Annotated in this window: 10 protein-coding genes; 3 read left to right on the forward strand and 7 right to left on the reverse strand. The window is 73.7% G+C overall.

Translation table 11 applies throughout. The features are described from left to right. Nucleotides 1-21: 21 nt before the first annotated feature. Together ABT137_RS23145 and ABT137_RS23150 are read right to left on the reverse strand one after the other, a co-directional pair. Nucleotides 22-984, reverse strand: a complete 963-nt coding sequence (locus tag ABT137_RS23145) for a redoxin family protein (protein WP_351711773.1) — start codon at nucleotides 982-984, stop codon at nucleotides 22-24. Nucleotides 985-1,060: 76 nt separating this feature from the next. Next, on the reverse strand, nucleotides 1,061-1,819 hold the full coding sequence (locus ABT137_RS23150; RefSeq protein ID WP_351711775.1) for a PaaX family transcriptional regulator C-terminal domain-containing protein: 759 nt from the start codon (nucleotides 1,817-1,819) through the stop codon (nucleotides 1,061-1,063). 72 nt (nucleotides 1,820-1,891) lie between these two features. Here ABT137_RS23150 and ABT137_RS23155 point away from each other — a divergent pair, with 72 nt between their 5' ends. Together ABT137_RS23155 and ABT137_RS23160 are read left to right on the forward strand one after the other, a co-directional pair. Further along, entirely contained in the window at nucleotides 1,892-3,553 is a 1,662-nt protein-coding gene (locus tag ABT137_RS23155) for a DNA alkylation response protein (RefSeq protein WP_351711777.1), read from the forward strand. 129 nt (nucleotides 3,554-3,682) lie between these two features. Then, a complete protein-coding gene (locus tag ABT137_RS23160; protein ID WP_351711778.1) occupies nucleotides 3,683-5,668 on the forward strand; it encodes a HEAT repeat domain-containing protein in 1,986 nt (661 codons plus the stop codon). Between the two features lie 50 nt (nucleotides 5,669-5,718). On the opposite strand, the gene ABT137_RS23165 is transcribed toward ABT137_RS23160, so the two are convergent. Continuing rightward, nucleotides 5,719-6,330 (reverse strand): Rv1733c family protein, encoded by a 612-nt coding sequence (locus tag ABT137_RS23165; protein ID WP_351711780.1) that lies wholly within the window; start codon nucleotides 6,328-6,330, stop codon nucleotides 5,719-5,721. A gap of 295 nt (nucleotides 6,331-6,625) precedes the next feature. Here ABT137_RS23165 and ABT137_RS23170 point away from each other — a divergent pair, with 295 nt between their 5' ends. Beyond that, on the forward strand, nucleotides 6,626-7,711 hold the full coding sequence (locus tag ABT137_RS23170; protein ID WP_351711782.1) for a WD40/YVTN/BNR-like repeat-containing protein: 1,086 nt from the start codon (nucleotides 6,626-6,628) through the stop codon (nucleotides 7,709-7,711). An 87-nt stretch (nucleotides 7,712-7,798) separates the two neighbouring features. Here ABT137_RS23170 and ABT137_RS23175 read toward each other — a convergent pair whose 3' ends face one another. The 4 genes from ABT137_RS23175 to ABT137_RS23190 all read right to left on the reverse strand — a co-directional run. Continuing rightward, the gene (locus tag ABT137_RS23175) at nucleotides 7,799-8,479 is read right to left on the reverse strand and encodes a thioesterase II family protein (RefSeq protein ID WP_351711784.1); all 681 of its coding nucleotides are present in this window, start codon (nucleotides 8,477-8,479) and stop codon (nucleotides 7,799-7,801) included. Between the two features lie 226 nt (nucleotides 8,480-8,705). Further along, entirely contained in the window at nucleotides 8,706-9,794 is a 1,089-nt protein-coding gene (locus tag ABT137_RS23180; RefSeq protein ID WP_351711786.1) for a phenylacetate--CoA ligase family protein, read from the reverse strand. After that, nucleotides 9,788-10,750, reverse strand: coding sequence for an ACP S-malonyltransferase (locus ABT137_RS23185; protein WP_351711788.1), 963 nt, complete (start codon nucleotides 10,748-10,750; stop codon nucleotides 9,788-9,790). The genes ABT137_RS23180 and ABT137_RS23185 overlap by 7 nt, the downstream gene beginning before the upstream one ends. A 135-nt stretch (nucleotides 10,751-10,885) precedes the next feature. Then, nucleotides 10,886-15,678: SDR family NAD(P)-dependent oxidoreductase (locus tag ABT137_RS23190; protein ID WP_502984566.1), on the reverse strand; the 4,793-nt coding region annotated here is incomplete at its 5' end.

Genomic DNA, 15,678 nt, shown 5'->3' on the forward strand with positions numbered 1-15,678 from the left:
TGACTCCAAGGGTCGTTCGTCCTATCGGGGGTTGGCACGCAGCCAGGTCAGCACCTGGCCGGCGTGCTCGTCCGGCGGGAAGACCGGGTAGAAGACGTGCTCGATCACGCCGTCCAGGACGATCAGCGTGAGCCGCTTGTAGAGCGTCAGCCCGGCGGTGTCGAATGTCGGCAGACCGAGGGTGCGGGTCAGGCTGTGCGTGGGGTCGGAGAGCATCCGGAACGGCAGGCGGAGCCGTTCGACGACCTCCTGCTGGTAGGCGGTGTCCTGGCTGGAGAGGCCGAACACGCCGGCCGCTCCGGCGGCCAGCAGCTCCTGGTGGTGGTCGCGGAAGCCGCACGCCTCCGGGGTGCAGCCACGCGCCCCGGGGATCGCGTTCCACCCCTCGGGCAGGTCGGTGCCCGGGCGCCCGGTGAGCGGGTAGACGTAGAGCACCGTCCGGCCCGCGCCGAGCGCGTCGAGACGGACCGTCCCGCCGCCGGTGGCCCGCAGTTCCAGGTGCGGCACCTTCGTACCCGGCAGATGGGCGGCCGCGCCGTCGTCCTCGGGGACCGGCAGGTCGGCGGGCAGACTCAGGTAGTCGGTCATCGGGTCCTCTCCTTCGGCACGGCCGGCCGGTGCGACACGGCTGTTGCGGTGAGCGGCCTCGTGCAGGTGCGCGAGCAGAGCCGTCCGGCGGGCGGTGAGCCCGTCGATGCGCCGGGTGATCTCGTCGATCGCCTCCCGGTACTCGGCCAGCGAGGCGGGACAGTCGTCGGCGTGCCGATGTCCGACCACGAGACAGTCCAGGAAGGGACGGGTGCGCTCCACCGGGATGCCGAGCCTGCCGAGCGCCCGGATCTCCCGCGCGAGCCGTACGTCGCCCTCGCCGTAGTCCCGGTAGCCGTTGGCCAGCCGGTCGGGCGCGAGCAGTCCCAGCGATTCGTAGTAGCGCACCGCCTTGACCGTCACGCCCGCCCGGCGGGCGAGCTCACTGATCCGCATGTCTCTCACCTCGACGAACGCTAAACCCTGCCCCCGAGGGTAAGGTCAAGCCGCCTCGCCGGACCTGCCGCCGGGCTCAGTCGGCCGGGTCCCCCGGCGGCCCGCTCAGTTCCGCCCGGTACTCCGCGTACGCGGCGCGCAGTTCGTCGCCCGGCCAGTCGGCGGGCAGGAGTTCCGCGGGCAGGACGGGGTCGGTCAGCAGGTGCCGTACCGCTGCTGCGAAGACCGTGAATCGGTCGGCGGGAAGGCGGGATGCGGACGCTCGGGTCAGGAGGGCGCGGGCCGTGGCCGACCAGGTGGCCAACGGCCAGAGGTCCGCGGCCAGTTCGGCGGACGGGCGGTCGGGGCGGGCCGTGTAGGACTGGGCGGTCGCCGCCAGGTCGGCGGGAAACGGCCTCTCCAGGTTCGCCGGACGGAGCCAGACGCCTTCGCGGAGTTCGGCCAGGCGCAGGGAGGTCAGGCGGGTGCGCAGGTCGGCCCGGGCGGCGGGGCCGCGGCCCGTTGCCGTGACGACCAGCATCTCCCAGTCGCCCCGCCACGCGCGCGTACGGGGCCGTACCGCCTCGTCCTGGCGGCGCTGGCGGGCCAGCAGCCGGTCGCTGAGGCCGTAGACGGCGTCGTCGGTACGGCGCAGGTCGCCGGCCGCCGTCATGCGGCTGAGCGCGGCCCGGAGCGTGGAGCCGCCGACCCCGAAGGGCTCGACGAACCGGATCAGGTCCTTCACCGGCAGCTGCGGCGGATGCGTGCCCAGCAGCAGGCTCAGCACGACCGACCGGGCGGACAGGGGCCGCAGGCCGACGTCGGCGGGCTCGGCGGACACATCCTTCATGCGCATGGTCACGTACTGTACGTGCGGCGCCATGTTGCACCATTGCTGCGACCGCAGGATTACTGCAACATGGAAGCCATGGACTCGACCGTCGCGCTCCCGCAGCCGCAGTACGCCACCCACGACGTCACCAACCAGGCACCGCCGCTCGCCCCCTACGACGCCTCCGACGACCCGGCCCTGATCGAGGGGCTGCGCCGGGAGGGGGCGGAGTGGGCCGAGGAGGGGATCCGGCGGCTCGGGGTGCGGGCCGGGAGCGCGGAGGCGCAGGAGTGGGGTGAGCTGGCCAACCGGCACGAGCCGGAGCTGCGCACCCACGACCGGTACGGCAACCGGATCGACGAGGTCGACTTCCATCCCAGCTGGCACCACCTGATGCGGACGGCGGTGGCGGAAGGGCTGGCCGGGGCCGCCTGGGCGGACGACCGGGCGGGGGCCCATGTCGCGCGGACGGCGGGCGGACTGGTGTGGGGGCACACCGAATCCGGCCACGGGTGCCCCACGTCCATGACGTACGCCGCCGTTCCGGCGCTGCGCGCCCAGCCCGAGCTGGCCAAGGTGTACGAACCGCTGCTGACGAGCCGGGCGTACGAGCCGGGGCTGCGCGTGCCGACGGAGAAGCCGGGGCTGCTCGCCGGGATGGGCATGACCGAGAAGCAGGGCGGTTCGGACGTACGGACGAACACCACGGTGGCCTCCCCCACCGCCGAGCCGGGTGTGTACACCCTGCGCGGGCACAAGTGGTTCACCTCGGCGCCGATGTGCGACGTCTTCCTGGTGCTGGCCCAGGCACCGGGCGGCCTGTCCTGTTTCCTCGTCCCGCGTGTGCTGCCGGACGGCAGCCGCAACGCGTTCCGCATCCAGCGGCTGAAGGACAAGCTCGGCAACCGCTCCAACGCATCCTCCGAGCCGGAGTTCGACGGAACCGTGGCCTGGCTGGTCGGACCCGAGGGGCGGGGGGTGAAGACCATCATCGAGATGGTCAACTGCACCCGGCTGGACTGCGTCATGAACTCGGCGACCCTGATGCGCAAGACGCTCGTCGAGGCCGGTCATCATGTGCGCCATCGCAGCGCGTTCGGCGCGCGGCTCGTCGACCAGCCGCTGATGCGCAATGTCCTGGCCGACCTGGCGGTGGAGTCGGAGGCCGCGACCACGCTGACCCTGCGGCTGGCGGGGGCCGCGGACCGGGCGGTGCGCGGGGACGAGCAGGAGCGGGCCTTCCGGCGGATCGCGACCGCCGTCGGCAAGTACTGGGTGACCAAGCGCGGTCCGGCCTTCACCGCGGAGGCCCTGGAGTGCCTGGGCGGCAACGGTTACGTCGAGGACTCCGGCATGCCCCGGCACTACCGCGAGGCCCCGCTGCTGTCGATCTGGGAGGGCTCGGGGAACGTCAACGCGCTCGACGTGCTGCGCGCGCTGTCCCGCGAACCCGGCGCCGCCGACGCCCTGTTCGGCGAACTCGCGCTCGCGCGCGGCGCGGACGCCCGGCTGGACGCGGCCGTGACCCGGCTGAAGAACGAATTGGCCGAGACCGACCAGGTGGGGGCGCGCCGGCTGGTCGAGCGGATGGCGCTGGCGCTGCAGGCCTCGCTGCTGGTCCGGTACGCCCCGGCCGCCGTCGCGGACGCCTTCTGCGCGACCCGGCTCGGCGGCGACTGGGGGTACGCGTTCGGCACCCTGCCCGCCGGCACCGGGTTCGACGCGATCCTGGAACGGGCGCTGCCTGGCCGGAACTGATCCCTGTGCGGAGCGCCGTCGGCCGGTGACCGCCGACGGATCGCACACAGTTGCCGTCCGATTCCGCATCGTTGTCAGTGCGGTGGTGCAGACTCCGGAACAGGTGGTACTCGCCTGGGGAGGACAACGGTGTTCACGGGGATCGACGAGGTCGACTGGGCCTCGCTGCGGCACGCGTACGGCAACGCGGCGGACGTGCCCGGTCTGCTGCGCGGACTGGCCTCGGCGGACGCGGCCGAACGGGAGGCCGCGCTCGACGGGATGTACGGCTCGGTGCACCACCAGGGGAACGTGTACGACTCGACGCTCGCCTGCGTCCCGTTCCTCTTCGCGCTCGCCTCCCGTGCGGAGGTGCAGGACCGGGGCGCCATAGTCGAACTGCTGGTCAGCATCGGCGCGGAGAGCGCCGGTCCGCGGGCCGGGGCCGCCGTCCGCGCCGGCGCCGAGGCGCTCGTGCCGCTGGCCGACGACCCGTGCCCCGGGGTGCGCCGCACGGTGCCCGGGGCACTGGTCCGGTTCCTCGACGAACCGGACCGGGTGCTGGCGCTGTTACGGCGGCGGATCACGGTCGAGCGCGACGAACAGGTACTGCTCGCCCTGACCGAGGCCCTCGGCCTGTTCGTACGGTGCCGTCCCGAACGGGCGGCCGGGGCGGTCGAGTTGCTGGCCGCGCAGAGCGGTCCGCCGTACGCACCGACGGCGCGGCTGGCCGCCCTCGGACAGCTGGGCCTCGGCGCGCCGGAGCGGCTGCCCGCCGATCTGGTGCCGACCGCGGTCCGGCTGCTCAGGGAGCGGTCGGAGCGGCGGACGGCCGCTCCGGACCGGGTGGACGCGCACACCCTGGTCGGCCGGATACGGCGCCTGCGGCCCTCGGACGAGGAGGGTGCGTACCTGCTGCGCACCCTGCACCGGGCGCTGGACGACCGGGTGGCGGACCGGATCGCGCTGCTCGTCGGCCAGTTGAGCAGCCCGGACCCGATGGACCGGTGCAACGCGGTGTGGATGTCGGCCGGGCTGTTCCGTGGCCGGCGGGGGGACTTCGCAACGCCGGTCTCGCTGATAGGCAGGCAACTGGGCCGCGAACAGGACCAGTTGCGGGACGCGGCGGTCTCGGTGCTCGTGGAGCTGTTCGGGCTGGCCGCGCCGGCCGCCGACGAACTGCACGCGCTGGTGACCGTGCGGCCCGACCTGTGGGTGCACACCTGGGAGCGCGGCAGGCCCTCGCTGGGCGGTCCGCTGAAGGCGCTGGCCAGAAGCGGTGATCCGCGCGCGGTACCGGTCCTGTCCCAGTTGCTGGCGAGACCGGTGGTGCCCGGTGGGCTGGGCTTCGAGATCGTGCATCTGGGTCCGGCGGCCGCCCCGCTCGCGCCCGCGCTGCGGCACCGGCTCGGCCAGGTCGACCCGGACTCGCCCGAGGCCGCCGAACTGGCCGCCCCGCTGCTGGCGGCGGTCACCGCCCTCAAGGACCCGGCGGCGGTACCGGAGGTGCTGCGGCTGCTGCGCGGCGCACCGGACGGGCTGGGGGCCCGGGAAGCCCTCGTCGGGCAGGCGGTACGGGCGCTCGACGTCCTGGGTACGGCTGCCCGGGCGGCGGCGCCGGTCCTGCGCGGGCTCCTGGACACCCGGCACGCCGCCCTGGCGGCGGGGGCCCTGTGGTCGGCGGAGGGGGATGTGGCCGCCGTACTCCCGGTGCTGGTGCGGGAGCTGACGCACGGCCGCCACCGCAGCGCCCGGACGGCTGCCGAGCAGCTGGGCCGGCTGGGCGCGGCCGCCCGCGGTGCGCTGCCCGCGCTGCGCCGGCTGGCCGGGTCCGGCCGGGTGTGGGAACGGGCGGCGGCGGCCGAGGCGTTGTGGCGGATCGACGGGGATCCGGGGCCCGTACTTCCGGTGTTCCGGGCCGCCTGGTCGGAGAACCCGTACACCCGGGGCGCGATCGCCGGGTGTCTGGCCGCGATGGGCCCGGCGGGTGCCCCGCTGCGCGATCTGGTGGCGGCCGAACTCACCGGCGCCCGGCGGCACACGGCACGGCCGGGCGGGTACGGCAGCCACGACATCGCCCAGGACGAGCGGCTGCTCGCCGACTGCCGCCGGGCACTGGCCCAGCAGTCTCGGTGACCGGCGGCCGGGCCGCAGGGCACGGTCGCCGACGCCGACGCGCGTCGGCGTCAGCCGGTCATCCGGCCCCACTGCGGCCCGAGCCGTGCCCATTCCGCGTCCCAGCGGTCCATCCGCCGCCGCTCCAGCCGGCCGCGCGCCACCAGTCCGGCGACGAACGGGACGGCGGCCGCGCTCAGCCCGACCAGGCCGCCGATCAGCGCGGAGCGGAACTGGGCCTCGGAGGCGGTGGCGGGCCGGGAGACGAGGTGCCCCTGCGGGTCCGTCCAGACGGTGACCGGGGTGCCGACCTTGCTGCCGGCCGGGACTCGCGCCTGGCCGGTGTGCGCGGAGCCGTCGGCGACGGTCCAGCCCACGCGCGCCCAGACCCGTTCGCCGTTCGATGACTCGGAGGAGCCGGAGGAGCCGGACTTCGGGCCCGCCGTGCCCGGGGCCCTGTCCATGACATGGGCCACCACCGGGTGCCATTCGACGCGCTCGCGGGCCAGGCCGTCCTCGACCGACCGGGCCGCCGCGAGCCCGGCGAGCGCCCCGGCCAGCAGGGTGAGCAGCCAGGCGCCGAGCAGCACCCAGGCCTCCATCGTGTCGGCGCGACGCTTCAGCGGGTTGCGCCGCCAGCGCCACAGCCAGACCTTCGGACCACGGAACGCCTTCAAAGGCATCCTCCTCACGCGCGCACGGACAGCCCGGACCGCCCTCCCATACGGGAGCGGCCGCCCTGTTGCTCACGGCGAACTCCGAGTCGACGGTCGCACGACCGACCCCGCTCGCGCAGGCGTCTCCCGGAACGCGTTCCGCCGTCTTGTCCGGCCGGCCGACACGGCGGCTCCGACCTGCGCCGACGCCGGCCCTCGGGTGACTGTCAGTGGTGGGGTGCAGACTGGCCGATATCCGAGTGTCGGCTGTGACAGGCACTGAGACCAGGACTGTGACAAGGACGTCATGGAGGTGATCGGCATGACCGAGGTTCTGCTCGCCGTGGGGACCCGCAAGGGGCTCTTCCTCGGGAGGCGACGAGGTGGCGCCTGGGAGTTCGACGAGAGTCCCTACTTCAACGCGCAGGCGATCTATTCGGTCGCCATCGACACCCGGGGCGAGCGGCCCCGGCTCCTGGCGGGCGGCGACAGCGCGCACTGGGGGCCGTCGGTCTTCCACTCCGACGACCTGGGCCGCACCTGGACCGAACCGGCCCGGCCCGCCGTGAAGTTCCCCAAGGACACCGCTGCCTCGCTGGAGCGGGTCTGGCAGCTCCATCCGGCCGCCGCCGAGCCCGACGTGGTCTACGCGGGCACGGAACCGGCCGCGCTGTACCGGTCGGAGGACCGCGGGGAGAGTTTCGCTCTGGTCCGGCCGCTGTGGGAGCACCCGACGCGCGACAAGTGGGTGCCGGGCGGCGGCGGTGAGGGCCTGCACACCGTGGTCACGGACCGGCGCGACCCGAAGGCGGTGACGGTCGCCGTCTCGACGGCCGGCGTGTTCCGCACCGGCGACGGCGGCGTGAGCTGGACGCCGTCCAACTCCGGTGTCTCCGCGGTCTTCCTGCCGGACCCGGATCCGGAGTTCGGCCAGTGCGTGCACAAGATCGCGCAGGACGCGGGGGATCCGGACCGGCTGTATCTGCAGAACCACTGGGGGGTGTACCGGAGCGACGACGCAGGGGCGCACTGGACCGACATCGGCGAGGGGCTGCCGTCCACGTTCGGTTTCGCTGCGGCCGCCCATCCACGGCGCGGGGAGACGGCGTACGTCTTCCCGATCAACGCGGACGCCGACCGGGTGCCCGCCCAGCACCGGTGCCGGGTCTTCCGCACGGCCGACGCCGGCCGCACCTGGGAGCCGCTGTCGGCGGGGCTGCCGCCGGAGGACCACTACGGCACGGTGCTGCGCGACGCGCTCTGCACGGACGACGCGGATCCGGCCGGGGTGTACTTCGGCAACCGCAACGGCGAGGTGTTCGCCTCGGCCGACGACGGCGACAGCTGGCGGCAGTTGGCCTCCCATCTGCCGGACGTGCTGTGCGTGCGGGCGGCGGTCGTCGCCTGAGGCCGGGCCCCCGGAAGGGGGCCGTGCTCCAGTCGATCAGGCCGGTGGTGGGCAGTGGATTTCGAGGCGTCGAAGGAGGGCGGCGGTCTAGGCGCCGGGTGTTTCGCCGGAAAGCAGCTCCGCCACCTCTTTCTTGTGCTCGGCGAGGAAGAAGTGCCCTCCGGAGAACACCCGCAGCCGGAACGGGCCCGTCGTCCGCTCCTCCCAGTCCGCTGCCTCCTTGACGGTCGTCTTGGGGTCGTCGTCGCCGGTGAGCGCGGTGACGGGGCATGTCAGCGGCGGTCCCGGCCGGTAGCGGTAGGTCTCGGCGGCCCGGTAGTCGCCGCGGATCGCGGGCAGCACCATGCGCACCAGTTCCTCGTCGTCGAAGATGCGCGAGTCGGTGCCGGCCAGCCGGCGCACCTCCGCGATCACGCCCGCGTCGTCGAGGTGGTGCACCTTCTCGTCGTGGGGGTGCTGCGGCGCGCGGCGCCCCGATACGACGAGGTGCGCCACCTCCAGCGACCTGGCCTGGAGCTCGGTGGCGACCTCGAACGCCACGGAGGCGCCCATACTGTGCCCGAAGAGCACCAGCGGGCGGTCGCGCAGCGGGGCGACCAGGTCGGTGATGCGCCGGGCCAGGACGTGTATGTCGTCGATCAGGGGCTCGGTACGGCGGTCCTGGCGGCCGGGGTACTGCACCACCAGCACCTCGGCACGCGACGCCAGCGCGGTGGCGAGCGGCACGTACCAACTGGCGGCACCGCCGGCGTGCGGGAAGCACACCACGCGTGGCGCGGCACCTTGCGGCGCATCGTGGAAACGGCGCAACCAGAGATCAGTATCCGATACGAGGGGCATGCTGCCAGATTCAATCAGCGCCCGTCTGCGGAAGGCCAGTTGGCCCCTCTCCCTTCCGGCGGGTGCGGGTGCGGGGTTGGCTGTCCAGGAGGTCCCCGAAGCAGAGGTCGGGCCTCCCGACCAGATGCCGGCTCGGGAGGCGCGCGCAAGCAGATCAGTAGAGCCCTTCGACCGCGGTACTGGCGGTCTCCAGCGGGCGCACGTTGGCGACGCCGTCCGTGGGGAAGCGGTCGCCGGTGTCGTAGCGCACCGCCTCGTCGCGCTCCAGGACGTTGGGCAGGAACAGGTCCTCGTGGAGCACGGTCAGCCGGACCCGGCCCACCGAGCCGTACGGGACCGACGTCATCGGGTCGGCCTTGTCGACGACCGCCATCGTCACCTGCGGGAAGTTCGGCAGATACGGCATGAGTTCGCCGTCCCGCTCCACGGGCAGACCGGCCGCGTTACCGAAGGTGTTGCCGTAGCTCAGGCCGCAGATGCCGCCGTCCAGGGCGCCCACGATCTGCCGGTGGACGGAGGGGACCAGGTGGGTACCGCTCAGCCGGACGCCGCGCAGCGCCGCGACCCGCTCGGGGGCCCGCTTGATCAGCGCCACCATCAGCGCCGGGGTGGTGTTGACGTAGTCCACCTCGCGGGTCTCCAGCACGTCCAGGATCTGGTCGAGCAGATGCTCGGTGTAGTCCCGTGCGACGGGCATGCGCGCGGTGCGCAGCAGTCGCTTCACCCAACGGGGGTCCATGTCGATCGCGTACACGATTCCTTGGTGCAGGTCCCCGGCCTCCCAGACCCCGTTGCCGATCAGGTGCGGTCCGGTGGGCGTGGCCTGGAGCCAGGTGCGGTACGGCTCGAAGCCCTCGGTCGCGAACGACCAGCGGCGCCACACACCCCGCTGGACGATCATCTCCGGGGTGTAGAAGACCCGGCACGGCGCGCCCGTGGTGCCGCCCGACTCCCACACCCTGCCGGTGAGCGGGCGGTCCACGGCCAGCGGGACGAAGTCGCGCGGGTCGCGCGTGCGCAGCACGTCCAGGTCGAACGGCCCGAACGCGGTGAGCTCCGCGTGGCGCGTGATGTCCCGCGGGTCGAACGACAGCTCCTTCGCCCGCTCCAGCCAGTACCGGCTGCCGCTCTCCGGGTCGAAGTGACGCCGGACCACCCGCCGGGTCCACTCGTCGAGATCCGTGTCCAGCCAGCCGTCGACGAGCTTGTCGCAGTCGGCCGCGGACAGGCCCGAGCTCAGCACGGCGCGAGTCCTGTCTCGGGGTACTCGATGCCGAGCTCGAACACCGTGGAGACGACCTTCTCGATGTGCTCGGGCTGCTCGACGTGGACCACGGGGAAGGGTATGCGCAGCAGACCGGCGGGGATCGCCGGGCCGACCACCACACCGAGCTGGACGCCCAGTTCGTGCATGCCGTCGTACACGTACGGCAGGCTGATCGGGGTGGTGGGGTTGCGCTTGAACAGGTCCCGCACGTCCTCGCCGGAGGCCAGCTGCCGGGGATCGAGGCAGGACATCACCGGCAGCTGGGGGGCGCCGAAGTCGATGGCCTCGATGTGCGGCTCGACGAACTTCTGGAACGGGGCGCGCAGCGGGGTGTGCTGGGCGATGCCCCGGCCCGGCATCAGCGTCACCAGGCCCTCGGGCAGCGAGCCCGCCAGCGCGGCCATGGGCTCGTGCAGACCGCCCAGCATGTAGATGCGGAGCGCGCCGTCGGCGGTGTCGCCCATGTCACCGGCGACGTACACGCCCTCGGCGCCCCCGACGAACGCCTCGATGGTCTGCCCGGCCGGGACGGCCGCGATGGCGAGGGCGTGCGCCGGCTCCGACGGGTCCGGGTCGGGGCACAGACGGGTGCTGCGGAGCAGGCCGAACAGCTCCTGGCGGGTGAGGGCGCCGGCCAGGCAGCTGCTCGTCATGGCGCCCAGGCTCAGGCCGCCGAGCGCGGAGGGATGCACGCCCTGCTCGGCGAGGATGTCGTGCACGGCGAGGGCGAGCGCGGTCTCCCTGATGGAGCCGGCGCTCTGCCGCTCCTCCTGGGCCTCCGGCAGGTCCTCCTCCAGGATCTGACCGACGGTCAGGCCGGTCCACTCGGCGATCTGCTCGTACAGCCGCTGCATCACGGGGTACGCGCGGTGCAGCTCGATGCCGTGCGGTTCGGTGCCGACTCCTCCGCCGAGCAAGTAACCCAGTGCCATGGGAACCTCCATACATCGTGTGCCGGACCCGGCAGGTCCGGCTGTCCAAAGGGGGGAACTGCACCTCGACGGCGCACGGGGCGGTGTCGAGGGTGGATGGTGGTGCGCGGGGCCCGCCCGGGCGGGCCCCTTGCGTCAGAGGGTCGCCAGCCAGTCCTTGACGGCCTGCGTGGTCGTCTCCAGGTGGTCTTCCATGACCGTGAAGTGGTCGCCGGGGATGTCCAGCACCTCGGTGGCGGGCCACACGGCGCGCCACTCCTCGCTCGACGGGTCGTCCGTCATGCCCTGCAGGGGAACGGTGGCCCGCAGCAGCAGCGTCGGCGTCTCCACGGCCCGCGGCTCCCAGAACTCGTACATGCCGCAGTACCAGCCCATGGCCGTGAGGCGGGTGCCGTCCAGGCTGACGAACCGCTCCTCGCGCTCGAACATGCCCTTGAGCAGCTGGTCCTGGACCCGGTTGATGTGCGGGCTGGTCATCGGATAGCCGTCGATGACCACGACTCCGGCGGGGGCGACGCCGCGCCGGCTCATCCGCTCGCCGGTCGCGTGCGCGAGCACGCCTCCGGAGGAGGAGCCGAGCAGGACGAACGGGTCGTCACCGACCAGCTCCGCGATCATGTCGCAGTACACGTCGGCCAGCGCCTCCGCGTCCGCGGCGAGCGGCTCGTCGTTCTGGAAGCCGGGGACGTCGAGCGCGGCGACGTCGTACTCGTCGCCGAAGAACGAGGCGAACCGGACGAACTGGTGGGCGCCGCCGAGGGCGACGAAGGCGGAGAGGCAGATGATCCTCGGCCGCTTGGCGCCGGTGGCCAGCCGCAGCGGTCCCGGTATGCCCTCGCGACCCTCCGTCGCCGTGAACATGGGCCGCAGCTGGGCGGCCTGGTGCAGCATCTTGACGCCCGTCTTCAACTGGCCCCGCTCGGCGGCGTACCGGAAGAGCTCACCGGCCGCGTCCAGCGGTCCGGCGCGGCGGGACGAGACCGTCGGCGACGCCGGTTCTGCCGCGGGCGCGGCGAGCAGCGCGGTGCGCAGGAACCGTGCGAACTCCCGGGGGGTGGAGCAGTCGAAGGCGACGGTGGGGCGCAGCCGCAGCCCGGTGACCGCTGTCAGCCGGTTGCGCAGTTCGACGGCGGTGAGCGAGTCCAGGCCCAGCGCGAGAAAGGCCGCGGTCTCGTCGATGTCGTCGGCCGAGGCGTGGCCGAGCACGGTCGCGAGGTGCCCCCGCACGATCTCGCCGAGCAGCGCGTAGCCGCCCTCCTCGTCCAGACCGGCGAGGGTGCTCCGCAGCTCGTCGGCGCTCCGCCGCTCGGGGCCGGCGCCGGAACGCCGGGCCGGGGTGCGCACGAGGTCCCGGAGCAGGACCGGGGCCTCCTCGGGTGCGGTGTCCAGCGTGACGGCCGCCAGCGTCACCGGGGCCAGCGCGGGCGCGTCCGTGCCGCGCGCCAGGTCCATGATCGCCAGCCCCTGCTTGGTGTCGAACGGCACCACTCCCCCGCGTGAGATCCGGGCCACGTCGGCCTCGTCGAGGTTCTGGGTGAGCCCGCTGCTGTGCTCCCACAGGCCCCAGGCGAGGGACTGGGCGGGCAGGCCCTGGGCGCGCCGGTGGTGTGCCAGGGCGTCGAGGAAGGCGTTGGCGGCCGCGTAGTTGCCCTGGCCGGGGGCGCCCAGGACGCCAGCGACCGAGGAGAAGAGGACGAACTCGCGCAGCCCGAGGCCGCGCGTCAGCTCATGCAGGTTGAGCGCCGCGTCGACCTTGGGCCGCAGCGCGGTGTCGACCTGCGCGGGGGTGAGCGAGGCGAGGACGCCGTCGGCGAGCACGGCCGCGGTGTGCACGACCGCGGTCAGCGGCGACTGCTCCGGTACGGAAGCCAGCAGCGCGGCCACGGCGTCCCGGTCGGCCATGTCGCAGGCGGCGCCGACGATCTCGGTGTCGAGGTCTGCGCCCAGCCGCTGGAGCTCCGCCGCGCCGGGGCCCCGCCGACTGGCCAGGACGATCCGGCGGACGCCGTGCTCGGTGGCGAGGTGGCGCACCACCAGGCCGGCCAGGCCGTCGGCGCTGCCGGTGACGAGAACGGTGCCGTCCCGGTCGAGTTCCCGTTCGGTGCTCTCGTGGGTGGACCGGTGCAGCCGGGGCACGCGCAGCTCTCCGCCGCGCAGCGCCAGTTGGGGTTCGTCGCAGGAGAGCGCGGCGTCCAGCAGGTGCTCGCTCTCCTCGTCGGTGTCGACGACGACGAAGACGCCGGGGTTCTCCGACTGGGCGGACCTGAGCAGCCCCCACACGGGGGAGCCGGCCAGGTCGGTCACGTCCTCGTCGGCCGCGGTGGCCACCGCGCCCCGGGTGACGACGACCAGGCGGGCGCCGTCGGCGTGTTCGGCGGCCAGCCACTCCTGCAGCCGGCCCAGCATCCGGCCGGTGGTCTCGTGGGCCGCCGCCGCGGTCGGCGGGCCCGGTTCGACGCGCAGCACGGTGTCGGTGCGCTCCACGGCCTGCGGCAGCGGGCGGGTCACCCAGGACACCTGGTACAGCGAGTCGTGGCGGACCAGGCCGGTGAGGCGGCGCAGCGCGAGGGAGTCCACCGTGAGCACGGGCCGGCCCTCGCGGTCTGTCGCGCGGACGGACACCTCGTTCTCGCCCCGCACCGTGGTCTCGACGCGGAGGTCACCGCCGGCCTCGCCGTGTACGGCGACACCGCCGAAGGAGAACGGCAGGACGGGTCCGCCCCCGTCCCCGTCGCGGGACAGGCCGACGGTCTGCAGCACCGCGTCGAGGAGCGCCGGGTGGACGCCGAACCGCCGCAGTCCGGACCGCTGCTGCTCGGGCAGCGCCACCTCGGCGTAGATCCGGCCGTCCAGGCGCCAGGCGGCGGTCATCCCCTGGAACGCGGGGCCGTACTCGATGCCGCCCTCGGCGAACCTGCCGTAGAGGTCGTCGATGTCCACCGGTTCGGCGCCGGCCGGCGGCCACTGGGCGCCGTCCTGGTCGGCGGCCGTGTCCTCGGCCCCGCCGGGTGCCAGCCATCCGGTGGCGTGCCGGGTCCAGGGTTCCGCGCCGGACGTGGCGTGGACGGCGAACGGGCGCCGCCCCGCCGTGTCGGGGCCCTCCACGGACAGCTGGACGGTCAGCGTCTCGGCGGGGTCGAGGAGCAGCGGGGTCTCGACGGTCAGCTCTTCGAGCAGGCCGCAGCCCAGGTCCCGGCCGGCGTGCAACACCGTCTCCACCAGGGCCGCGCCGGGCAGCACCACGGTGCCTCCGACGGCGTGGTCGGCCAGCCACGGGTGGGTGCGCAGCGACAGGCGGCCGGTGTGCAGCAGGGCGCCGCTGTCGGCGACGGGCTGCGGCCGTCCGATCAGCGGGTGGCCGTCGGCCGCGCCGCCGAGGTGCTCGATGGCCGGGTCCAGCCAGTACCGCTTGTGCTGGAAGGCGTAGGTGGGCAGTTCGACCAGCTGGGCGGCGGGGAAGGCCGCGCTCCAGTCGACGGGCACGCCGGTCACATGGAGTTCGGCGAGGGAGAGCAGGAACCGGTCCCAGCCGCCCGCGTTGCGCCGCAGCGTGCCGACCACGGTCCCGCCGACCGTCTCCTCGATCGCCGCGGTCAGCACCGGATGCGGGCTGACTTCCACGAACACGCCGTGACCCGCGGCGCCGAGCGCGCGCACCGCGGTCTCCAGCTCCACGGTCTGCCGCAGGTTGCGGTACCAGTACTCGGCGTCGAGGGCCGCGGTGTCCAGCAGACCGCCGGTCACCGTCGAGTAGAAGGGGACCTCGGCGCTGTGCGGCGACACACCTTCGAGCACGTGCAGGATCTCCTCACGGATCTCCTCCACCTGTGCCGAATGCGACGCGTAGTCCACGGGCACCCGCTTCGCCCGCTCCACCGACGCCAGCACCGTCTCGAGACCGGCCGGGTCACCGGAGACCACCACCGAGGACGGCCCGTTGACCGCAGCGACGGACACGCCGTCGGGCAGCAGCCCGCGGACCTGGTCCACCGGCAACGGCACCGACACCATGCCGCCCCGGCCCGCCAACGCCGTGATCGCCTTCGACCGCAGTACGACGACCCGCGCACCGTCCTCCAACGACAACGCACCCGCCACCACCGCAGCAGCGATCTCACCCTGCGAATGACCCACCACCGCAGCCGGCCGCACCCCCACCGACTGCCACAACGCAGCCAGCGACACCATCACCGCCCACAACACCGGCTGCACACGGTCCACTCGGTCGAAGTCACCGGACCGCACGACGTCCGTCAACCGCCAGTCGACGAACGGCGCCAACGCCCGCTCACACTCCCCGAACCGCTCCGCGAACACCGGCGACGACTCCAGCAGCTCCACCGCCATCCCCGCCCACTGGGCGCCCTGGCCGGGGAAGACGAAGACCCTCTTCCCGGCGGGTGCCGTGGTGCCGCGGACGGTGTGGTCGGAGATCTCGCCGCGGGCCAGCAGGTCCAGCTCGTGGCCGAGGGTGCCGCGGTCGGCGCCGACGACGACCGCGCGGTGCGGCAGCGCGGCCCTGGAGGTCACGGTCGAGAACCCGATGTCGGCCGGCAGGAGGCCGGGCCGGGCCGCCAGGTGGGTCCGCAGCCGGTCGGCCTGGTCGCGCAGGGCGTCGGCCGTCCGCCCGGACAGCAGCCAGGGAACCGCCGTGACGGGCGCGGGCGCCGCTGCGGCGGGCTCGTCGTCGGCCTCGGGGGCCTGCTCCAGAACGAGGTGCGCGTTGGTGCCGCTCACTCCGAAGGACGAGACGCCGGCGCGCCGGGGGTGCCCGTACTCGGGCCAGTCGAGCGCCTCGGAGAGCAGCCGGACGTCGCCCTCCGACCAGTCGATGTGGGTCGACGGCGCGTCCACGTGCAGGGTCCTGGGCAGCACACCGTGCCGCATCGCCTGCACCATCTTGATCACACCGGCCACACCGGCAGCCG

The organism is Streptomyces sp. NPDC001980 (assembly GCF_040296885.1).
GTDB lineage: Bacteria > Actinomycetota > Actinomycetes > Streptomycetales > Streptomycetaceae > Streptomyces.

Excerpts from the sequence above, each read along its gene's own strand:
- ABT137_RS23170 (WP_351711782.1), top strand. The coding sequence starts at position 6,626 with ATGACCGAGGTTCTGCTCGCCGTGGGGACCCGCAAGGGGCTCTTCCTC.
- ABT137_RS23155 (WP_351711777.1), top strand. The coding sequence starts at position 1,892 with ATGGACTCGACCGTCGCGCTCCCGCAGCCGCAGTACGCCACCCACGAC.
- ABT137_RS23150 (WP_351711775.1), bottom strand. The coding sequence starts at position 1,819 with ATGCGCATGAAGGATGTGTCCGCCGAGCCCGCCGACGTCGGCCTGCGG.
- ABT137_RS23145 (WP_351711773.1), bottom strand. The coding sequence starts at position 984 with ATGCGGATCAGTGAGCTCGCCCGCCGGGCGGGCGTGACGGTCAAGGCG.
- ABT137_RS23165 (WP_351711780.1), bottom strand. The coding sequence starts at position 6,330 with ATGCCTTTGAAGGCGTTCCGTGGTCCGAAGGTCTGGCTGTGGCGCTGG.
- ABT137_RS23185 (WP_351711788.1), bottom strand. The coding sequence starts at position 10,750 with ATGGCACTGGGTTACTTGCTCGGCGGAGGAGTCGGCACCGAACCGCAC.